Here is a 23851-nt window from a genome sequence, read left to right as displayed (position 1 = left end):
GATAAAATTATTTTTTCTATATTCACAATATGTAAATTATATTTTAGATAAAATGATTGTTATTAAAAAACCATACTAAAGAAGATATATGAACTACGATAAGTTATTTGAAACAGATGATATAGTAATAGAAGATGAAAAAACTGGTAAGAAAACTATTAAAACAATTCTAAGTCCAAAATACAAAGATAGTACAAAAAAGCAGATATTTTCAGCTATTAGGAATAAATATCTTGATACGCAACCAGAAGAAATAGTAAGACAAGAGTTTATTTGTAAACTTATCAATGAGTATGGTTATTCACTTTCTCAAATGGATGAAGAAGTAAAACTTACAACTTCGCAAAGAGGTACAGGAAGAGCAAGCGCTGACATAGTTGTTTGGAAAAATGAAGAAGAAAAGAAAAAGAAAAAAACTGCATTTTTAGTTGTAGAACTTAAAGCAGATACTTTAAGACTAAAAGTTGAAGATTGTTATCAAGGTTACAATTATGCAACATGGAGTAGAGCAAAACTATTCGCCATCTCAAACGGAAAAGAATTACAAGTTTATAAAACAGTAGAAGAAGAATTACCACTAAAACTTCAACCTGTAAATGATATTCCACATATTGATACGATTCAAGATGATAAAAAGCTTGAAGAATCGTTAGCTAAAACAAAAGAGTTTACAGGTGATGAATTTGCTAAACTACTACATAAATGTCATAACATTATTAGAAACAATGATAAATTATCTCCAGAAGCATCATTTGATGAGATTAGTAAAATTCTATTTATTAAAATTATGTATGAAAGAAATCCAAAGCAAGAATCAATTTTTTCTTTAAAGCAATTCGAAAAACAAAAAGAAGCATGGAATATGGTTAGGGGTGCTAGTGAAACTGAAACTTCATATATTCAAAGACTTTTTGAAGATGTTAAAAAAGAATTTTTAACAGATAATATTTTTGATGAAAATGAAAAAATCAAGTTGAGAGAACGAAGTTTTGAGCAGATAGTAAAAGAACTTGAAATCTACAATCTTACTTCAACAAGTGCAGATGTAAAAGGTATAGCTTTTGAAAGATTCTTAGGTAGAACTTTTAGAGGTGAACTTGGACAGTTCTTTACTCCTAGAGTTTTGGTTGATTTTATTGTAGATTTATTAGAACCAAAAGAAAATGAGCTTATTTGTGATCCTTGTGCGGGTAGTGGTGGATTTTTGATAAAAACTTTTGAGAGTATCAAAAAAACTATGGATAATTATTATATCGAATTAAAAAAAGCAAAACAAAAAGAGATTTTTGGGCAAGAACTTGAAAATATTGATGATGAAGAACTTAATAAACAATATGAAGTATTTTTAACAACGGTAAATGCAGAGCAAGAAGAAAAAATTAGAAAACTATCTCATGAATCTATTTTTGGAACAGATGCAAACCCTAGAATGGCAAGAGTTTCTAAAATGAATATGATTATGCACGGAGATGGGCATAATGGTATTCACCATAATGATGGGCTTTTAAATGTAAATGGTATTTTTCATAATAGATTTGATGTAATTGTTACTAATCCTCCATTTGGTACAAATCTTGATAAAAAATATCCACTTGTAGAACAAGATTCAAAATATACAAACCCAACTATCATAGATAATTATGTTAATAAATATTCAAAAGAGCTTTTTGTAAGAGCTGGATATACTGAAACTTATGATAAAGAAAAACATTTAGATATAGTAAAAGAGCAATATCTAAAAGAAATGAGTCAAGTTACAGATAATATTGATGAACCAATAAGAAATCTGTTTAAAGTAGGAAGAGATTTAGGAAGTGGAGCAACAGAGGTTCTTTTTATAGAGAGATGCTTGGATTTACTAAAACCAGGTGGGAGAATGGGAATCGTACTTCCAGAAGGTGTATTAAACAGCTCAAATCTTTCTAATGCAAGAGAATATTTTGAAAGTAGAGCAAAAATACTTTTAATAGTATCAATGCCACAAGATATATTTATAAGTTCAGGAGCTACAGTAAAAACAAGTTTAGTATTTTTGAAAAAGTTTACACAAGAAGAAGCTAGAGAATATGAAACTAATAAAAAAGAAGTTACAAAAGATATAAAAGCAAAATATGTAAAAGATATTGATTCAATAAAAAAAGTTTTAAAACTAAGGGGTAAAGAAGCTTTAAGTGCAATTGATAAGAAAATAAAAAATGCTGAACTAAAAGAGCTTGAAACAAAAAGAGAGAATGAAATTAAAGAAATTATAAAACAAAAGTTTGACTATGAAATTCCAATAAGTGATATTAAAAAAGCTGGTATAACAACAACTGGTGCAGAAACAGATAATGAACTTATTGAACTTCTAAAAATCTATACAGAGTATAGAAAAACTAATAAGTTATGGAATTAAAATGAGTAAATTACTGAATTTTTCAAAATTCTCAGTATTATCAAATTGGAGCGTTTCACATCTTTTAGATAGTCAATTTCAATATAATAAAAATTTTAAACTTGAGAAAATTGGAACATTTCTAAAGAGAAACAAAACACAAATTTTAGTTGACGATGATATAGAATATAAAAGAGTTACTATCAAACTTTATAATAAAGGTGTTTTTGTAAGAGATAAGGAATATGGACGAAACATTGGTACTAAAAAACAGTTTCTTATTGAAGAAGGACAGTTCTTATTATCAAAAATTGATGCAAGAAATGGTGCTTTTGGATTAGCTACAAAAGAAGTGGATAAAGCAATTATTACAGCAGATTTTTTTGCTTATAATATAGATACAACAAAAATTGAACCATATTTTTTAGTCTTATTAACAACTACTAAAAAATTTCAGAACTTTGCACAAAGTTCTAGTAGCGGTACCACTGGGAGACAAAGAATAAATGAAAATAAGTTTTTAGAGGTACAAATACCATTACCTACTTTAGAAGAACAAAGAAATATTGTTAATTCTTATAAAAATAAAATTGAATTATCAAATAATCAAATTTTGGAGTTTAAAAAAAATCATTTAATAATAAAAAATCATTTAATTAATGAACTAGGTATAACACAAAATGAAGATAATAGAAAAGTTGAATTATTACATTTTCTAAAATATTCAGCTATTAATAAAAGCTGGAGCTATTCTGATTTATTAAATTTAGATGCAATGAAATCAAAATATGAATTAAAATGTCTAAAAGATATTTCATTTATTATTATGGGAAGTTCACCTAAAAGTACTGAGTTAAATAATGTTGGAGAAGGTTATCAATTTATAGGTGGAGCCTCAGATATAAAAAATGAAACAATAATTTCTAAACGTTATATAAAGAGTTCAAATAAAATTACATTAAAAAATGATATTTTATATTTAGTACGAGCAACCATTGGTAAACCTTTTATCGTAAATGATAGTTATTTTTTGGGAAGAGGGGTATGCGCAATCAGAGCTAATGAGAATTTAGTTTCAAACAAATATTTATTAAATATTTTAGAATTATTCGAAAATGAAATAATAGCAAAAGCAAAAGGATCAACATTTAAACAAATTTCAAAACCTGATTTAGAAAACTTGGAAATTCCTATACCTAATTTAGAAGTTCAAAATAAACTATGCAATTTTATTGATAATATAAAAGAACAGAATAAAGAATTGAAAAAAAGATCTATACTAAATAAATTATTATCTTTAGAAGAATTTGAAAGAGAGATTTTTAATGAAGCTTAAAAGTTTAAAAATTAAAGCTTTTAAAAATCTAACTGGTGCGGATGAATGGTTTCATTTAGACTTTACAAATAAAGATGGCATAACGGTTTTAATAGGAAACAATGGAAGTGGTAAGAGTAATGTATTAGAAGCAATTAGTGCTATATTTATTGGGTTATATAAAATAGGAACACCACAAAGAAAACCTACTTTTAGCTATGTAATTGAATATTCTATGGGTGAAGAGCCAAGTACAGAGATTAAAATTGAGCTTATTGATGGAACATATGGTTTTTATATAAATGATATAAAAAAATTGAAAAAAGATTTCATTGATAGTGGAGATAGATGGTTCCCTTCAAAAGTAATAGCTTCTTATAGTGGAGAAGAGACAAGATTATGGGATACATACTACAAACATTCATATAGTGATTTTATAACTTCTGTTAAAAATAATGACCTGAGAAGCTTGCCTGAACAAAAGCTTTTTTATATAGATAGTGATTATTGGAATGAAGCATTAATTGTATTTTTATTATCTGAATTAGAAAGTAATCAGAACTTTATATCAAACAATTTAGGTATTGTTTCTGTTGAAAATATTGTTTTTACATTTAATGCCAACAACTTGAGTAAATATCAATCTAATATGATTACAGAGTTTGTTAGAAGATTAAATCCAGACAATAACAACATAATAAGTATATCTTTTGAAGAATTTAAAACTTTTGTTATTGAGTATGAATATGAATTATTTATAAAATTAATTTCTGCTTCACAATCAGATCTTATTACCAATATAACAATCAATTTTAATACAAAGTTAACAACAGAAGATTTAAGTGAAGGGCAGAAAAAACAAATTTTAATCAGAGCAATTTTAGAATTTTTAGTAGATCGAAAAACTCTTGTTTTATTGGATGAACCTGACTCGCATATACATGTAGCAAATAAACTCCAACTTAAAAATATGTTAGAAGAATATAAACACAAAAATTTAATATTTACATCTCATTCACCAACATTAATGAATATATTTGATAATCACTTGGAATATTTAGAAAATGGGCAGAGTAAGGGAAGTGAAAAAGCTGAAATATTGAAAGAAATTTCTGGCAATACTATGAGTTATACTCAACAGCAGATAATATTAAATTCAAATAGTGATTTGTTACTAGTAGAAGGAAAGACTGATATTGAGTATATAAAAATTGCTTTAAATAAATTGAGTACAGATTATCCAACTTTAAAATTTGAGTATATACCAATAGGTGGTACAGATAGTTTACAACACTTTATTGAGAAATTTATACCAAAAGAAAATCAAACTATTCTAGCATTGTTAGATAGAGATGATGCTGGTAAAAAAGCTTTAAAACAAGTTTTTCAAGAGGATAAAGATATTAACACATTTACATATGAAAAATTAAAAAATATGTATGTTGTTGTATATCCTAAAAAAGACAATTACTTTAATAATAATTTTTTAGTTGAAGATTATTTTGAAGCTGCAATTATTAATGATATGGCTAATGAGATCATAGGTAAATATGATGATTCATTTAAAAGTTATCCAAATATTGCAAAACAAATAAAACACGATTTACCAACAAAGTGTGAAGAGTTTTCAAAAGAAAAGTTTAATGGATTCAAAAAATTATTTGATTTAATTTTAGAAATAAAAGGCGTATAAGTGGGAATATTTGATACAAAAGTAACTTTTAAAACTATTAAAAATGATATTAAAAAATCTGATTCTGCAATCAGAGAAGCTGTGGCAAATGCAATAGATGCTAAATGTAAAAATATTTATATTTATATTTATCCTGAGCAAGATAAAGGGTATTTATTAACTCATAATTATTTTTGTCTTGATATTGCAGATGATGGGGAAGGTATTCCAACAGATCCAAATGAATTTGAAAATGTTTTTTGCCAATATAGAGTTTCTACAAAGCAAGAAAAAACAAATTATGGAAGAAGAGGAAAAGGAAGATATACATATCTTACTTTGACAAAATCACCTGATAATGTTGCAATATTTACAAAGAAGAATCAACAAATAAATAAAATATCTTTTCAATGTAAAGATAGAGAAAAAATTAAAATTTTCAATGAGTCAACAACAGAAAAAATTATTACAAAAATCAAACAACCTTATACAACATTGATTCAATTTAAAGATTTATCAAGAGAACAGCTAACTATTGATGAAGAAAATATAGAAAATTATATAGATGACATCAAAAATGAAATTATCTCATTTTTTGCAGATAGAATAGCTTCTAAAAGTATAAATATTTATGTAAATGATGATTTAATAAAAATAGAACAATATACTGAAAAAATTATCAAAGAGTATAAGGTTACTATTGAAAATGAAGATTTAAGTTATAGTTTTATTGTTGATTTTTATATCTGGAATAACCATGTAAAACTTAAATCAGATAGACAAAAGCATGTACTTTTTTTTGATGATAAAAATGTATTAAAAGCAATTGCACCATCTGGAAAAAATAAACTTGCATTTTCAAGCTTCAAACAAAACCATTCAATCATCGTAAAATCAAAATATTTTGACAATATTGATTACATAGAAGATAGCGACGATTATAGCAATGTACTTACAGATAAGATTATCAAAAAGCTAAGATCAGAGATAACATTTTATTTAGAAAGTGTATTGATAAATATTTATAAAAGTAAGATTGATAAAGTATCCGATGAATATCTTAGATTCTTAAAATTAAGTCAAGATGAAATCACTACAAGAGCTTATCATGCAGTTATGTTGCCTTTTATAGAAAAATTTGGTGGTAAAAATCTATCTGATGATATTAAGTCAATCATTGTAAATCTTATTGATACATTGCTTAAAGAAGCGCCAGAAAGTTATTTAAGTAATATTGGTACTATTTTGAAATTAAAGCCGGATGATAATGACAAACTAAGATATGTAGAAGAAAACTATGGAATGATAAGAGCTATTTCAGGAAAAGAAAAAGACATAAAAAGAGTAGATTTTTTAAATACTTTTTCGGAACTAGTAAATGGTAAAGGAAGAGGCTCAGTTAAAGAAAGAACGATGCTTCATCATGTAGTAGATAAAAACTTATGGATATTTGGAGAGGAATTTGAAAATATATCTTATAAAGATATATCAAGTGATGTATCACTGAAAACAATTTTAACAGAACAAGAAATGTATCAATTTGATTCTGCTGAACTTGAAGAAATTATTAGTGAACATAAAACAAATAAAGTTCCTGATATTTTTATACCTATTGATAAAAACAATATTATTTATATCATCGAACTTAAAAAGCCAAAAGTTAAAATTAGTCAAAAGATTGTTAATGAGATAATGGATAAATATGTAAAAACGCTTAATGAAATCAATAAAAAATATGGTGTTGGAGATAAAAAGAAAATTTATGCAATTGCTATATCTGATACTAAGACAGAAAATGTTTTTACAATGGGTAGCTTAGAAACTGATGGGTTAACAATAGTTCCTAAAAGTTGGGATGAGATAATAAATGCAGCTAGACTAAGATATACCAAAAAAATAGATGATCTGAACCATAAATTAAAACAATCTAAATGGAAAGATTTAGAAAGTTTAGTTTTAGAACACTCAAAAGAAGAGTAAAAAATCATGGCTAGATTTTTACTTACCAATGAAAAAATGTTTGATATAAAACATCATAATTTAGTTTATGATGAGTTCTTAAAATATAAAGAAGCATTTTTTGAAAAAGGTGTATCTTTTTTTAATCCAAATATTAAGTTGTTTGATAATAATGAAGTTTTTGAAGAGTTTGAAAAAAGAGTAATAAAAAACTATGATGATTCGAAACTTAAAAGTGTTAGTAAGTATTTAAAACAGTTAAAGAATTCAAGTGAAAAATTTAGACATTTTTTTGCTTGTGTTGTATGGCTGTATAATTACCCAATCCATGATAAAAAGAACTCCACAAAATCTTTTGAAATAAAAGAATATCTTGGAGAATTTTATCATGATGATTTAGAAAATACTGTATTAAAATACAGTGGAATTGCAAGTTATGGGTTATTGTCACAATACATTTATTATGATATTAATTTTATTTATTTTTTTATAAAACAATATATTGATACTAAAACTAATCCTCAGGAAATTATTAATAATATAGATTTGTATAAATTGATGAAAGAAATCTCAGATGAAAATTTCAAAAATATGCAAAAATTATCTTCAAGACATATGTTAAATTATCTATTTAATCCAGATATTTATGAACCTATCGTTGATACATCATGTAAAGAAAATATAGTTAAACACTATCTAGAAAAAGTGAATAAAAATACAATCGATGAAGATATATTATCAATCAGAAAAGATAAAATAGGTTTTGAGCTAAACTTATTTGATTTTTGTAAGAAATCTGGAATAAGTAAAACTGCGTATGTTCTTGAGTTGGATGATATAGAAAAAAGTAATGATTTTACAGTTAGTCTATCTTCTAAAAATTACAAAAATGATGACTTGATTGAAAAATATAAAAAACAAATTGAAAACGGTTTAAATGCTGAAGTACTTGTTTATAATAAAATAATTAAAGAAGTTAATAAAAAGGTTTTAGCAAATCAATTAGGTCAACAGCTAGGTTTTGAGAAATTTAGTGAAATAAATAATAAATTAGAACAATTAATACATTACTCTAAAAACTTTGATAAATATGCTCCCTTTGATTTACTTTCAACAAGAGGTCAAGAATTAGTATATATTGAAGTTAAGAGTACCAGTGGGAACGAAATATACTTTTCAAAATCTGAATTAGAATTTGCTTACGAACATATGGAAAATTATTTAGTTAAAGTAGTAAAAGATGGTGAGATATATGATCTTTTATTAAATGATGTACTCTATGAATACTTTGAATGTAAAAATTTAATAAACTCTTGGACAATTGATACAATAAGAGTTAAAGTAGATTTTAATAGTATGGATATAATTAACTGATCTATAAATTATATAGAACATTAGAATTACTCAGTTTAAAATTAATTGAAAAACTAACATAGCTCCTAAGGGCTATGTTAGTAAAATTTCAAATAATTAAATTAACTAAAGGTTATGTTATCAAAGTACTAACTAATAATCCAATCAGTCTAATAAATACATAATATAATTCTTCATTTCTTCCAAGTAAAAGTATGTATAGAGGTTATATTAGAAATGGGATCAAAATCAATATTAAATGTAGAAAAAGAAATTTCCTAATAAATGCCCCTAGAAATGTCTCTTTAAGAAGACTTGAAAAGATAATTGAATTGCTTATAGAGAAATAAAAGTATATAAATAATCTATTTTATAAAATTCACTACGTTGGAACTTCAGACTAACTTAAATTTTAGATAATTCCAAAATGGAAGGATATGAAATATATTTATAAAATCACTTATAAGAAAGTTATCTATAGTTTATTTCTTTCGAAGATTGATATTTTAACTTTCATTTTAAATTTATTTAATTATCCGAATTTACTAATACCGATATAGCTTTTTCAATTTGCTCATCAGACGCATTTGGATAAAGTTTTTTTATAGCTAAAAATTTATTTTCTGCAACTTCCACATCAATTATCTCTTCTTCTAATAATAGTGCTGTTGCACTAGTAAATTTATCTAGTGCTTTTTGAGCATGGTCTTTATTCTTATCAACATATCTTTTTTCAGTAGTAGCAATATTAGAATGTGCTAATAATGCAGATACATCATAAATATTTGCTCCATTATCAAGCGCAGTTTGTGCGACCAAACTTCTTAAATCGTGTAAATGTAAATCATATATACCTAAACTTGCCATACATCTTTTAAAGTGTACTAGTACCCATTTACTAGTTAGTGAGAATACTAGTCCATCTTTTTTTATTTTTCCTCTTGATTTAATAGCTTCTATTAGTGGTGGTTTAAGTTTAAATTGAATATCTTTTCTGGTTTTTACATTTTCTTTTGGTATTAAAAATGTATTAGTATTCCAGTTTATATTCTCATATCTTAAAGCTAAAATTTCTGATATTCTTCTTCCAGTTAATGAGAAATGAAAAATAGCTCTTATTTCAGGATGTCCATAATTTAATAACTTATTAATTATTTCTTTAGTTTCTTCTTTAGATTTCCTATATTTTCTTTCATTATCAACTTTTGGTTCAATTAACTTTTTCCAATTCAAAATTACATCGTAATGTTCTAATAAAGGTTTTACCGTAGGCTTGATTCTTGATATTGTGGCAGGTGCTTTTTTATTACTTAGTGCATTGTTTATAATATTTTGAACATCTCTAATTGTAATTTCTTTTACTTTCATTTTATGCAAAGGCTTTAAAAATGTATTAAGTGTATTCTTATATAAGTCATAAGTAGATTTTTTGATTTTATCTGTAGCTAATTGTGTTTCATAGTAAGATAACCAACAAGTATGAAAATTTCCATCAGTTTGTTTCATATCGGAAAAAGTTACTTTTTCAATTTTTAAAGTACCTTTACTTTTAAGTGCATTAATCATTTCATTTTTCTTACCTTGAAGTGATTGAACAGCTTTTATTATTGATGTTCCCTGTGGAACACTAAAAGATTTTTTACCTCTTTTCCTTTGATTATTATAAATAGCTTCAACTTCTATTTGAATTCTATATGCTCTTGCACTAGGAGCTTTTGTATTCCCATCTTTATCAAATTTTATTTCATCTTCATTTGCAAGTAAATACATTCCTGAAGCAGTACCATTTGATAGTTTTATTTTAAAAGGATTATAAGTAGCCATTTTTAGCACCTTTTTACTATATCCACACTTTTTGAGATTTTCCTATAAAAAAGTGTGGGATTCTGTAGATAATTAAAAATAATTGTAGCTAATTATAGTTAGAAAGTAAATAAAGAAGTCTGTAAAATAGGATAATTGTGAATAGTTATAGTTAGTTGTAAATATATTGAAAACAAAAGATGAGTTTTTATCAATAGTTGCCCAATCACTTCATAAATAAATCAATAGAATTTCTATTGATTTATTTTTTTAATAGTTCATTTTGAAGAGTTTTTAAAGCTACATCAGAAATATTTTGAGCTACACCTATATGAAAAGATATTTTTGAAGGACTCATATCAAACATATCAAAAGGGATATTATTTTGTTTTAATGCAGTTATTGCATCAACGATTACAAAAGAGTTCTCTTTTAATCCAATCCCAACTAAAGTTAAAATTGATAAGTTATACGTAACATAAAGATTATCCGTATTTAGTTCTTTTTCAATTTTTCTTCTTAGATTATTTATCTTACCTTTTAAATCTTCTTGTTCTACAAGAATTGCAATATCATCTTTATCTGTAGGATAGTGATAAGTATTAATTTTAAATTCACTAAAAATTTTTAACAAATTAGCGCTAAAACCAATCTCTTCACCTAACATATCTTTTTGAATATGAATAAGTGCCATATTATCAAGTTTTGCAATTCCAACTACGTCTTCCATTGGAACTCTTTCACTTAAGATTAGAGTTCCTTTGTGAGTTGGATTGTTTGTGTTTCTGATATTTATGGGAATTTTTCCTTTTTTACAACTTAGCATTGCATTAAAATGAAAAACATTAAAACCTTTTGAGCTAAGTAATCTTAACTCTTTAAATGTAAGTCTTGTTATTACATTTGCATCATCAACAACACGGGGATCTACTTCATAAACACCATTTGTATCTGTCCAGTTTTCATAAATATCAACATCAAGTGCAAAGGCTAGTTCTCCTCCTGTTAAATCACTACCACCTCTACTTAAAACAACAATTTTCTTATTTTTACTAATTCCATAAAAACCTGGAACTATATATGTAATATCTGAAGTTATATCAAAATTATTTCTAATATTTTCATAAGTTATATCTAATATTTTCCCATTTGTATAATCATTACTTAGTATAAATCCAAACTCTTCAGGAAGCATTAGTTTAGTGTTTATTTTACTTTTATTCATATATTCACAGATGATTTTAGCATTATAATGCTCACCTCTTGAAAGATAAAAAGCTTTTCTTTCATCTGCTTCTAATTGGCAGTTTTCTAAATCTTTTTGTAAATCTAAAAGTATATTTTTCCCATCAATTTGTAAGTCATTAGATAGTTTTTTGAATTTATTTAATACTGAATCTAAAGACTCTTTTTTTGAGATTACGAGTTGTTGCTCTTGGAAATAAATACCATTTGTTGCAATATTTAACAAATGATCAGTTATCTTTTCATCAAAAGTTTCATCACGTCCTGGGGCTGAAACAACTATTACTTTTCTTTTTGGATCTTCTTTTATTATATTTATGACTTTTTCAATTTGAAGTGCATCTTTTACCGAACTGCCTCCAAATTTACATACTTTTATCAAATTTAATCCTTATTTACTTTTAAAGGCTTAAAATCTTTTAAACATAAAAAATCTGCCCTAGGAGATTTGGAAGCGAAAGGTTTTACAGGAGTATTTTTTACACTATTATAAACAAAGAAAATATTAGTTCTATCTTCAGGAGAGATATTATCAGCACTTCCATGAAGGATATTCCCATCATGTAATACAAGAGTACCAGCTTTTCCAATAGCTGAAACAAGCTTATCATTTTTAGATAATTGTTTTATAGCATCAATACTTGGAACTCCATACTCTTGTTTTTTTAAAGATTTTTTATAATTATCTTTGGGAGTTGTTCCTTTACATGAAACAAACTTTTTGTGGCTCTCTTTGATTAAATATAGTGGTCCATTAAATTGAGTATTATCCGTTAGCATAATCCAAGCTGATAAACATCTACAGTTTGGCAAGCCATCTTCACTATGCCAAGTTTCAAAGTCACTATGCCATGGGAAAGATTTTCCTTGATAGGCTCTTTTGACATTTATTCGTCCATGATGAATATAAACATCACTTCCTAATATTTGCATGACTTTATCTAAAATTCTTGGGTCTTTTGATAATTTTTTATAAATTTTACTAAATAGATGTTGATTAAATATTGTTCTTAATTTATTATCATTTGGCTCAGAGATAAACTCTTCTTTTTTCCAAAGCTTTTCATTTAATTCCAATTGTTTTAATTCTTGTCTAAATTTTTTTATCTCTTTTGCTGAAAAGGCTTCAGGAATAATGATGAAACCGTTTTTTTCATAAACTTCTAATTCTTTTTCATCTAAAGAGTAGTTACCTATTTTTTCTTTTGAATAAACTGTTTTATCAACTCTTTTTATAATTTTTTCTTCTTTTGCTCTTGATGGATATAAATCTTTCATATAATTTCCTCCTTATATTAGTCTTCTAATGGATAAACACCATTTTCATCGTGATTTTCAGTTCCTTTAATCGGAGGATTAAATACACATATTAACCTCATATCAACATTTCCACCATATAAATAGTGTTCATCATGGTTATTTAAAGCGTACATTACACCATCATAAATATCATGGGTTATTCCTGTTTTTAAATCTTCAATCTTTCCCTCACCACCAACACAATAAACTGCTTCTAGATGATTTTGGTAGTGTATGTGGGTTTTTGTATGAGCTTTTATTATTGTTTCATGGAATGAAAATCCCATTCCATCATCTTTTAATAACATCCTTCTACTAACCCATTGATTATTTTTTGCGAAAACTTCTTTTTGTGTGCCAATTACTTCTTTTCTTATATCTCTAACTATCATTTTAAAATTCTCCTTTTAAATTATTTTTTCTTTCTTGCACTAATCTATCCAATGCATTTTCAAATCTTTTAAGTCCTTCAATTAGTAATTCTTCATCAATTAATAAAGGAGGTAAAAATTTAACAACTTGGTTTTCACTTCCGCAAGTTTCGATAATTAATTGTTCTTGAAATGCAAAAGCAGAAATATCACTAGCCATTGATTTATCATTTTTTATTTCAAAACCATAAACTAATCCTCTTCCTCTAATTTCAATTTCATAATCATCTTTATATTTAAGGGCAATTTTTTCTAAAGCTTCTTTTAAAATAATTTCTTTATAAAATACAGCTTTAGAAATGTTGTCATTTTGCCAATAATGATCTAGTGAAACTTTTGAAGCAACAAATGCAAGATTATTTCCTCTAAATGTTCCTGTGTGTTCTCCAGGTTTCCATTGGTCTAAATGTGGCTTGAATAATAATAAAGCCATTGGAAGTCCTCCTCCAATTGATTTTGACAGGGTTACCATATCAGGATTTATTCCTGCAAATTCAAAAGAGAAAAACTCTCCACTTCTTCCATTTCCAACTTGAATATCATCAATTATTAATAAAATATCAAACTCTCTACAAATTGCTTCAAGTTCCTGCAACCACTCTTTTGAAGCTACATTTATTCCACCTTCACCTTGAATAGTTTCAAGTATAACAGCAGCTGGTAAATCCACACCACTACTTCCATCTTCTAGAAATTTTCTAAAATATGTCAATGTATTCATATCTCCAAAATATCCATCAAATGGCATAAAAGTTGCGTTTGTTCTTGAAATATAACTCTCATCTCTATATTCATTATTTCCTGTAACTGCTAATGAACCTTGTGAAAGTCCATGGTAACCATTTGTAAATGCAACAATATTACTTCTTCCTTTTACAAGACGTGCAAGTTTTAATGCAGTTTCAACAGCATTTGTTCCAGTTGGACCTGTAAATTGGAGTTTATATTCAAGGTTTCTAGGTTTTAATATTAAATTTTCAAAAGTTTGTAAAAACTCTTTTTTTGCAGTAGTCGCCATATCAAGACCATGAACAATTCCATCTTCTTGCAAATATTCAATCAATGCTTTACTTATATGTTCATTATTATGTCCATAATTTAAAGTTCCTGCTCCTGCAAAAAAGTCAATATATTCAACCCCTTGCTCATCTGTTAATATTGCGCCCTTTGCTTTTTTAAATATTGTGGGGAAACTTCTAATATAACCTCTTACTTCTGATTCTAAATTTTCAAATATTCTCATTTTTTACCTTTTTTGTTCTTTTATTTTTTGTAATTATTTGTTGAATTCTATTGGTCCAATTGAGTATTGAACTTCTTCTTCATGGCTATCTATAAAATCATCTATTGAAAAAAGAGTTTTATTTTTTATTTTTGTATTTAGATGGTTTGCAACTTTTTCAAAAACTCTTTGTGAAGATTTGTTGCTTGGAGATACTGTTGATAGGATATATTTAATAACTTTTTTTGACTTATTTCTATTAAATATGTCTATAATAATTTTAAGTGCTAAATTTTGACCTCTAAATTTACTAGAAACTGCAACTTGCCAAATAAAAAGTTTTTCTTCTTCATTTGGAACTAAATAGCCTGAAACAAAACCTATTATCTCATTGTTGTAAACAGCAACACTACAAGTTTCATTAAAGTGAGTTGATTGAAGTAAATAGAGATATTCGGAGTTTAAATCGAGAGTTCCACTTGATTGGATTAAGTTAACAATTTCTTTTGCGTCATTTTTTTGCGGTTTTCTAAATAAAATACTGGAGTTCATTTAAGTCCTTATTATCATAAATTATGAAAATTATTTACATTTAATATGTAATTATTTTACATTTGATATGTAAAACTATAACAAACAATACTTATTTGAAACTTAAAATTTAATAAATTACAACTAAGAAAAGTATAAGTAATATCGATTTATTAGGCTATATAGGGAATTTTACAATTGAGATTATTAATATGATTTTTTGTGATTTAAATTGAGAGTTTGTTAGTATTTAAAGATTAATATTAAAATGATTCTAAATCTTGGATTTCATTTCCTGAGACATTTTCTAGTTTTGATTCAACAATTTCTAAAAATACATTTCTATTTTGTTCATCCATATTTTCACTTATCATTTCTAAAATATATTTAATTCCATTTGCATTTATTTTTTTTATATTTGCAAGATAGTGTACAAATGCAATTATTTTAACATCATTAATAGAGTATAGTTTTTTGATTTTCTGATTCTTTTGAGGTAATAAACCTTTTTCTTCATACATTTTTAATGTTCTAATTTTTGCACTTAAAAGCTCAGAAATGCTACTAAGTGGAAGAATATCTTTATCATTATCAAGTAAAGCCATTTTAACTCCTAAAATTATAATATATTTACATCACTTCTATCTGTTGTTCTATCTAATTTTGTAGGAATAGTTCTATTTTTACTATTTATTTGATCTTCAAATTTTTTCTGGATTATTTTTGTATTTGCAAGGAAACTAGCTCTTTCTTTGCCATCTAATCCATCAACATTTGGTTTTGTAATTACAGATAAGGGATCAACAGCAGTTCCATTTTTATATAAACCTAAATGTAAGTGCGGGCCAGAACTAAGACCAGAAGTTCCAACATAACCTATTAATTCACCTTTTTTAACAGTTTTACCTTGTGAAATGCCCTTTGCCCAGTTACTTTGATGAGCATAAAGTGTTTTATAACCATTATTATGATTTATTATTGTAGTTTTTCCATAACCACCCTTTTCACCAGAAAATTCAATTCTTCCATCTGCTGCTGCGTATATTGTTCTTCCAACAGGAGCTGCAAAGTCTGTACCTAAATGTGCTCTAAATCTTTTTAGAACGGGATGCCAACGTTTATTTGTAAATTGACTAGAGATTCTTGTATAATTTATAGGAATTTGGAAAAAATAAGATTTACTAAATCCCGTTCCTTTTTCATCATAATATTTATCATCTTTTGAATTTTTAAATCTAAAAAAAGGTGTTCCTGCAATTTCAACCATTGCAGCTTTTAAATCAGGCATTCCAAATGGTCGTCCAAGGTAAACCTTTTGTGAATATTCTAAGGCAATAAAATCACCTTTTTTCATTTTTCTAAAATTTACACCTTGCGAAAAAACTGATTTTAACATTGCTGCTAATGTAACATCACCAGTTGCATTAGCTATATCTTGAGATACAGATTCAGTGATTTCAATTGCAATAAGTTCAGTATATTCTGTATAATTTATTGGAAGTGTTTCAAATTTGTATTCATTTTTATTGTCTTTGTAAACATGTATTTGAATATCATCTGAAATTGGAATTAAAACTTGATTTAGTTTTCCATCGTCATCAGTGTATAAATAGTATCTATTATCTGCTGTTATTTCTGAACATAATTCTTGGTCTTCTTTCTCTAAATCAAAATATAATTTCTGAGAAATGGAGTATTTATCTAAAAAAGTTAAAAAACTTTCTCCTCTTGGCCAATTTAGTTCTTCAACTTGAGCTGAGTATAAAAAATTAAAAAATATAATAATTGTTAGGATGATTTTTTTCATAGTTTATTCACTTTTTATTAAATAATTAGGGCAAACATTATACAATGCCCCAACTTAAAAAATTATCACGGAGGAATATTTGTTAAAATTAATAATTTTTTTATTAATTTCTTTTAATATATATGCACAAGATTTAATAAAATTATATAGATATGAAGGTATTAATTCTGTAGAAAAAGAAATAGAAAACAGATTAAAAGATATAAGCTATTGGCAAGAGTATTTTCAAGATAAGAATGTAGATTATGGGTATTATGAATTCAAAAAATATATAATATTAGCTCAAAAAGATCAAGCAGAAGTTGCACTTTTTGAAAAAGAGGGTAATGATTATAAATTATTATTGAGACATGGAGTTATAACTGGTGAAAACTTTGGGGATAAATTTACAGCAGGTGATAAAAAAACTCCTATTGGTGCTTATGAACTAATTGAAAAAAAAGTAGGCTTAGATAGTTTTTATGGACCATTTGCACTTGTAACTTCTTATCCGAATGTTTATGATAGAAGTTTGGATAAACAAGGTTATGGAATTTGGATTCATGGTATGCCTTTTAATGCTCAAAGAGAAAATTTCACTAAAGGTTGTATTGCATTAGATAATGTAGAGTTGGAAGAATTAGATAAAAAAATAGATTTGAATAAAACAATTTTATTAACAAGTGAAAATGAATTTAAAAAAGCAACAAAACAAGATATGGCATTAATATTTAGTACTATTTATAAATGGAAAGATGCATGGAAAGATTCTAATATTGATGAATATTTATCTTTTTATTCAAATGATTTTAAAAGAGCAGATAAAAGTGATTTTAATGCTTTTAAAGAACAAAAAAATTCAATATTTGCAAAAAAAGAGCAAAAAACAATTAGATTTTCAAATATGGATGTTTCTCCTTATCCAAATTCATTAGGAAAGAATATGTACAAAGTATTAATGGATGAAGAATATTTAAGCCCTGCTGTTAGATTCTATGGAAAAAAAGAGCTATTTTTAGAGATAGCAAATAATCAAGTAAAAATTCTATCGGAAGATTAAAATAAAATTTAACTCTTTTTAGATATAATCGCCCTAAATAACAACCATATTTTAAGGCGAAAGATGCAAAAACAAGAGATGAACCTTCAAGAGATAGCACTTGCTCACTCTTTAACACTTGAAGAATTTGAAAATATCAAAGAAATTTTAGGAAGAGAACCAAACTATGTAGAAATTGGTATCTTCTCTGCTATGTGGTCTGAGCACTGCTCATATAAATCAAGTAAAAAATATTTAAATGGTTTCCCAACAAAAGCTCCTTGGGTTATTCAAGGTCCAGGTGAAAATGCCGGTGTTATTGACATTGGTGATGGATATGCTGCTGTATTTAAAATGGAATCACACAATCATCCAAGTTTTATTGAACCTTACCAAGGTGCTGCAACTGGAGTTGGAGGAATTTTAAGAGATGTATTTACAATGGGTGCTCGACCAATTGCAAATATGAATTCAATTAGATTTGCTTCAATTGAGGGAAATAGCGAAACTGCACAAAAACATAGATTTCTTTTAAGAGGTGTTGTTGCTGGTATTGGTGGATATGGTAACTGTATGGGAGTACCTACAATTGGTGGAGAAACTACTTTTGAAGAGTGTTATGCTGGAAATAATCTTGTAAATGCATTTACTATTGGACTTGCAAAATCTGATGAAATTTTCTTAGGAAAAGCAGAAGGTTTAGGAAATCCTGTAATGTACGTAGGCTCTAAAACAGGTCGTGATGGTCTTGGTGGAGCAGTTATGTCAAGTGCTGCGTTCACAGAAGATTCTGAATCAAAAAGACCAACTGTTCAAGTTGGAGATCCATTTACTGAAAAACTACTTTTAGAGGCTTGTTTAGAGTTATTTAAAGCTGATTTAATTATTGGTATTCAAGATATGGGAGCTGCTGGGCTTACTTCTTCTTCATTTGAAATGGCAGGACGTTCAGGTTCTGGAATGATTATGCATTTAGATAAAGTTCCTGCAAGGGAAGAGGGAATGACTCCTTATGACTTTATGCTTTCAGAATCTCAAGAAAGAATGCTTATTTGTGCTAAAAAAGGTTGTGAACAAGGTGTTATAGACATCTTTGAAAAATGGGAACTTGATGTTGCTGTAATTGGTGAAGTTACAAATACAGGAAATATGGAACTGTTCTGGCATGGTGAAAAATGTGCTGAAGTTCCTGTTCAACCAGTATCTGAACAAGCTCCTATTTTAGATAGACCAACTGCAAAACCAGCTTATTTAGATGGAATTGAAAATATCACTTTAGATAAAGAGATTTCAAATCAAGTTGCATTTGATGATTTATTCTCTGATATGGAAGTTGTTGATAAATCTTGGGTTTATTCTCAATATGATTCAATGGTTCAAACAAATACAATCAAAGGTCCAGGAAAACTTGATGGTTCATCTATTAGAATCAAAGAGACAGGACGTGCATTATCAATGAGTGCTGATTGTAATACTAGACTTTGTTATATTAACCCAGAATTAGGAGCAGCAGCTGCTGTTATGGAATCTGGAAGAAATGTTGCAATGACAGGAGCAGTTCCAAAAGCAATCACAGATTGTTTAAATTTTGGAAATCCTACAAATCCTGAAGTTATGTGGCAATTTGCTGCTTCTTGTGAAGGTATTAAAAAAGCTTGTAGAGAGTTAAATACTCCAGTTATTGGTGGAAATGTATCTTTATACAATGAAACAAATGGAGTGGGAGTTTTCCCAACACCTTCAATTGCAATGGTTGGAGTAAATGAAGATGCAAATAAAGTATTACCTTCTTGCGTGCAAGAAAATGGAAATATTTTATATATCTTAGGTGAAACAAAATCTGAATTTGGTGCTTCTTTATATATGAAAAAAATGTATGGAAAAGTTGCTGGTGTTCACCCAGAAGTAAACTTTGAAAAAGAGTTAGCTTTATGGAATACTGTAATTGAAGCAAATAAATTAGATTTATTAAAATCTGCAAAAGATGTTAACATCGGTGGAATTGCAGTAAGTGCTTCTAAAATGGCAGTTGTGGGTAATAAAGGAATTGAAATCTCTATTTCTTTAAATGATTCAAAAGATATATTCTCTGAGTCTTTAAGTAGAGCAATTGTTGAAGTAAGACCTGAAAATTGTGAAGCATTTGAAAAAGTTGCAAAATCTTTCAATATTGAGTGTTCAAAAATTGGTCAAGTTGGTGGAGATAAAATTTCTATCAATGATATTTATAAAGATTTAGATAAAGCTAGTTTTGTTTATTTCAATAGATTCAAACAAGTAATTGAGCAAGATTTATAATATATTAAGAAGAGTATAACTCTTCTTAATAAACGTATACTCTATTTCTTCCGTTCGTTTTTGCTTGATAAAGTGCTTCATCAGCTTTTTTAAATACACTTTCAAATGTATCATTTTTTGTTTTAAATTCACTAACTCCAATTGAAACTGTTATTTTATCTACTGTTTTAAACTTTGAATTTTCAACTTCTTTTCTTAAATTATCTGTAATATTTTGTGCTTGAAGTAAATCAGTAGTGTCTAAAACTAGAATAAACTCTTCACCTCCCCATCTTGCAAAAATATCTGTTGTTCTAATTTTATTTGAAATAATTGCTGCTAAATCCCTTAACACATAATCCCCAACATCATGACCATAAGTGTCATTAATAGTTTTGAATTTATCAATATCAATAATTGCTAAGATATAGTTATTGTTTTTTTCAGATAATTTTTTTAAAAGACCATTTCTATTTAAAATTTTTGTTAAATTATCATGATATGCTTTTACTGATAAATTAGTATTTGATTTCTTTAATTCAGCATTTTTTTGTTTTAGCATATTTAGTAAATAGTTGAAAAATCTTGAAACTATACCAATTTCTGTATCTCTTTCTTCATAAATTTTTCTATCTACATTTCCTGTTTTCATTATTTGAATAATACTTTGAATAGTATCTACCCAAGGTAATCTTGCATTATGTTCACTTCTATTTAAACCTAAAACTTCATGTTTTTTTCTTACTCTTAGCAGATTAATTTTACGTAAGAATAAAAATATTAGTAATCCTGAAATAAAAGTAAAAAGAAAAGCTACAACTACACCTAATGATTGAATATAGATAAAATGTAATCTGGTAAAATTTTCAGGTAATTTTGCAAAAAAACCAACTGCTATTGTTCCCCACGCACCAACAAAGCCGTGAATTGCTACAACACTTAAAGGATCATCAATTTTTAACTTTTTTGTTAAGAAAATATCAGCATAGTGCATTATAAAAGAAGATAAAAAACCAACAAAAGCAGATTGAGTTGTAGTGAATTCAAAACATCCAGCTGTAATTCCCACAAGTCCTGCGATTATTCCAAAACTAAAAATTTCAACACCAACTTTATCTTTACTAAATAGCGTAATTATCCAAGCAGAAAAACCACCAAAAACACCTGCTAATAAAGTATTTATTAAAATTGATGTAACAGCTGGATCAAAAGCTAATAAACTTCCCGCATTAAATCCAAACCAAGCAAAAAATAGAATAAACACTCCAAAAACGATAAAATTGTGATTACTTGGAGCAAAATATACAACTTTTCCTTTTCTAAATTTCCCAAGTCTTGGCCCTAAAACTATTGCACCAGCAAGTCCAATCCAACCTCCAAGTGAATGCACAACTGTAGAGCCAGCAAAATCTATAAAACCTAATGCTTTAAGCCAACCATTCTCACTCCAAGCCCAATGTCCAAAAATAGGATAAATTATTGCACTTACGATAATTGCCACAACAATATAACCATTAAATTTTATTCTTTCAGCTACTGCTCCTGACACAATGGTTATTGCAGTTGCTGCAAACATTGCTTGAAAAAAGAAAAAGCCATTTAAGTGTAAATCTTTACCATCTATTAAAAACTTATCTGTACCTATTAGTCCATAATTATCAAGACCAAACATAAGTCCAAAACCAAAAAGCCAAAAGAACATAATACTAAATACTGTATCAATAAGGTTCTTCATAGCTACATTTATAGTATTTTTAGTTCTTACCACACCCGTTTCAACTAAAGAAAAACCAAGTTGCATCATAAAGACTAAAAATCCACTTACAAGTATCCAAAATAGGTCTAATTCCTTAAAAGTTTCCAATATAAAAATCCTTTAAATTTCATAGAAAATATATTGTAACACAGAAAATAATTAATCAAGTGATAAAAAATATACATTTTTTAATCAAGGGAGTCCTAATTGCTTTTTTTGTATAATCACAAAAACTATAAAACTTGGGGAAAACATTGAGAGCATTAATTAGTGTAAGTGACAAAAGTGGTGTCGAAAATTTTGCTAAAGAACTTGTAACATTAGGTTATGAAATTATTAGTACAGGTGGAACATATAATAAACTTAAAGATGCAGGAATTGCAGTAATTGAAGCAAATGAAGTTACTAAATTTCCTGAGTGTTTTGAAGGAAGAGTTAAAACTTTAAATCCTTATATTCATGGTGGAATTTTACATAGACGTGATAAACAATCTCATTTAGATCAAGCCCAAGAACTTGGAGTTGAGGGAATTGATTTAGTTTGTGTAAATTTATATCCATTTAAAGCAACAATAGAAAAAACAGATGATTTTGAAGAGATAATCGAAAACATTGATATTGGTGGACCAGCAATGGTACGAAGTGCTGCTAAAAATTTCGATTCAGTTATTATTGTTACAGATGTTATTGATTATGATTTAGTATTAAACAATCTTAAAAATGACACTAATACTGTTGAATTTAGACGAGATATGATGATTAAAGCTTATGAGCACACAGCTGCATATGATTCTATGATTGCAAATTATATGAATAAAAGATTTAATGGTGGATTTGGAGCGAAACAATTTATTGTAGGTTCAAAAGTATTTGATACAAGATATGGAGAAAATCCACATCAAAAAGGTGCATTATACGAATTTGATACTCAATTTACAAATAAATTCAAAACTGTAAAAGGTGAAGCTAGTTTCAACAATATGGGTGATATTTCAGGGGCTGCAAGAATTGCCGCTGCTTTTGGAAAAGATAATGCTGTTTGTATTGTAAAACATGGAAATCCTTGTGGTTTTGCAATAAAAGATACATTATTAGACTCTTATATTGAAGCACTTAAATGTGATCCTGTTTCTGCATTTGGTGGAGTTGTTGCTGTTAATGGGACAGTTGATAAAGAATTAGCAGAAAAAATGAACGAGATTTTCTTGGAAGTTATATTTGCAGCTAGTTTTACACCTGAAGCTGTTGCTGTATTTGATTCTAAAAAAAGAATCAAATTATTTGAGCAAGGAACACAATATTTAGAACTTGCTAATGATGCTATTGATTTTAAAAGAGTTGATGGTGGATTTGTATTCCAAGATGCTGATAAAGTAAAAGAAGATGAAGTTAGAAATTCTGAATTAAAATCAACAAGAATTGCAACTGAACAAGAAGTAAAAGATATGGAAATTGCATATAAAATTGCAAGTTTAACAAAATCAAATTGTGTTGTATATGTAAAAGATTCTGCAATGGTAGCTGTTGGTATGGGTATGACTTCAAGAGTTGATGCTAGTAAAGCTGCATTAAGAAAAGCAGAAGATATGGGAATAGATGTAAAAGGTGCTGTATTAGCTTCAGAAGCATTTTTCCCATTTAGAGATAGCATTGATGCAGCGGCAGAAGCTGGCGTTAAATGTGTGATTGAGCCAGGTGGTTCAATCCGAGATGATGAAATTATAGATGCAGCAAATGAATATGATATGGCTCTATATTTCTCTGGAATTAGACACTTCTTACATTAGAA

General features: G+C 27.3%; 17 protein-coding genes. 8 read left to right on the top strand and 9 right to left on the bottom strand.

Annotated features, from left to right (window positions below; all coding sequences use genetic code 11):
- The first annotated feature begins 88 nt into the window (after positions 1 to 88).
- The 5 genes from AVENP_RS11485 to AVENP_RS11465 are packed head-to-tail and all read left to right on the top strand — an operon-like array spanning position 89 to position 8694.
- Positions 89 to 2395: a type I restriction-modification system subunit M gene (locus AVENP_RS11485; RefSeq protein WP_128359035.1), complete on the top strand. Its 2307-nt coding sequence runs from the start codon at positions 89 to 91 to the stop codon at positions 2393 to 2395.
- 1 nt (position 2396) lies between these two features.
- Positions 2397 to 3710 (top strand): restriction endonuclease subunit S, encoded by a 1314-nt coding sequence (locus AVENP_RS11480; RefSeq protein ID WP_128359034.1) that lies wholly within the window; start codon positions 2397 to 2399, stop codon positions 3708 to 3710.
- Positions 3700 to 5382, top strand: a complete 1683-nt coding sequence (locus tag AVENP_RS11475; protein ID WP_128359033.1) for an ATP-dependent nuclease — start codon at positions 3700 to 3702, stop codon at positions 5380 to 5382. The genes AVENP_RS11480 and AVENP_RS11475 overlap by 11 nt, the downstream gene beginning before the upstream one ends.
- Positions 5383 to 7341 (top strand): ATP-binding protein, encoded by a 1959-nt coding sequence (locus AVENP_RS11470; RefSeq protein ID WP_128359032.1) that lies wholly within the window; start codon positions 5383 to 5385, stop codon positions 7339 to 7341.
- 6 nt (positions 7342 to 7347) lie between these two features.
- A complete protein-coding gene (locus tag AVENP_RS11465) occupies positions 7348 to 8694 on the top strand; it encodes a protein NO VEIN domain-containing protein (RefSeq protein WP_128359031.1) in 1347 nt (448 codons plus the stop codon).
- A gap of 507 nt (positions 8695 to 9201) precedes the next feature.
- Here AVENP_RS11465 and AVENP_RS11460 read toward each other — a convergent pair.
- From AVENP_RS11460 to AVENP_RS11425, 8 genes are all read right to left on the bottom strand, one after another.
- A complete protein-coding gene (locus AVENP_RS11460) occupies positions 9202 to 10497 on the bottom strand; it encodes a tyrosine-type recombinase/integrase (protein WP_128359030.1) in 1296 nt (431 codons plus the stop codon).
- 241 nt (positions 10498 to 10738) lie between these two features.
- A complete protein-coding gene (locus AVENP_RS11455) occupies positions 10739 to 12103 on the bottom strand; it encodes an aspartate kinase (protein ID WP_128359029.1) in 1365 nt (454 codons plus the stop codon).
- Between the two features lie 2 nt (positions 12104 to 12105).
- Entirely contained in the window at positions 12106 to 12999 is an 894-nt protein-coding gene (locus AVENP_RS11450; protein WP_128359028.1) for a phytanoyl-CoA dioxygenase family protein, read from the bottom strand.
- A 17-nt stretch (positions 13000 to 13016) separates the two neighbouring features.
- Positions 13017 to 13412: an ectoine synthase gene (locus AVENP_RS11445; RefSeq protein WP_128359027.1), complete on the bottom strand. Its 396-nt coding sequence runs from the start codon at positions 13410 to 13412 to the stop codon at positions 13017 to 13019.
- A 1-nt stretch (position 13413) separates the two neighbouring features.
- On the bottom strand, positions 13414 to 14694 hold the full coding sequence (gene ectB, locus AVENP_RS11440; RefSeq protein WP_128359026.1) for a diaminobutyrate--2-oxoglutarate transaminase: 1281 nt from the start codon (positions 14692 to 14694) through the stop codon (positions 13414 to 13416).
- 33 nt (positions 14695 to 14727) lie between these two features.
- Entirely contained in the window at positions 14728 to 15225 is a 498-nt protein-coding gene (gene ectA, locus AVENP_RS11435; RefSeq protein WP_128359025.1) for a diaminobutyrate acetyltransferase, read from the bottom strand.
- Positions 15226 to 15467: 242 nt separating this feature from the next.
- Positions 15468 to 15809, bottom strand: coding sequence for a MerR family transcriptional regulator (locus AVENP_RS11430; protein ID WP_128359024.1), 342 nt, complete (start codon positions 15807 to 15809; stop codon positions 15468 to 15470).
- A gap of 14 nt (positions 15810 to 15823) precedes the next feature.
- The gene (locus AVENP_RS11425; RefSeq protein ID WP_128359023.1) at positions 15824 to 17011 is read right to left on the bottom strand and encodes a peptidoglycan DD-metalloendopeptidase family protein; all 1188 of its coding nucleotides are present in this window, start codon (positions 17009 to 17011) and stop codon (positions 15824 to 15826) included.
- A gap of 79 nt (positions 17012 to 17090) precedes the next feature.
- Here AVENP_RS11425 and AVENP_RS11420 point away from each other — a divergent pair, with 79 nt between their 5' ends.
- Positions 17091 to 18050: a L,D-transpeptidase family protein gene (locus tag AVENP_RS11420; RefSeq protein ID WP_128359022.1), complete on the top strand. Its 960-nt coding sequence runs from the start codon at positions 17091 to 17093 to the stop codon at positions 18048 to 18050.
- Between the two features lie 63 nt (positions 18051 to 18113).
- Positions 18114 to 20327 (top strand): phosphoribosylformylglycinamidine synthase subunit PurL, encoded by a 2214-nt coding sequence (purL, locus tag AVENP_RS11415; protein WP_128359021.1) that lies wholly within the window; start codon positions 18114 to 18116, stop codon positions 20325 to 20327.
- Between the two features lie 25 nt (positions 20328 to 20352).
- On the opposite strand, the gene amt is transcribed toward purL, so the two are convergent.
- Positions 20353 to 22170: an ammonium transporter gene (amt, locus tag AVENP_RS11410; protein WP_128359020.1), complete on the bottom strand. Its 1818-nt coding sequence runs from the start codon at positions 22168 to 22170 to the stop codon at positions 20353 to 20355.
- A gap of 146 nt (positions 22171 to 22316) precedes the next feature.
- On the opposite strand from amt, the gene purH reads away from it, so the two are divergent.
- A complete protein-coding gene (gene purH / locus AVENP_RS11405) occupies positions 22317 to 23849 on the top strand; it encodes a bifunctional phosphoribosylaminoimidazolecarboxamide formyltransferase/IMP cyclohydrolase (RefSeq protein WP_128359019.1) in 1533 nt (510 codons plus the stop codon).
- Positions 23850 to 23851 lie beyond the last annotated feature (2 nt).

Source organism: Arcobacter venerupis (assembly GCF_013201665.1).
GTDB lineage: Bacteria > Campylobacterota > Campylobacteria > Campylobacterales > Arcobacteraceae > Aliarcobacter > Aliarcobacter venerupis.
The sequence above is the reverse complement of the archived record's forward strand: the minus strand, read 5'-3'. Positions and strand labels throughout refer to the sequence as shown.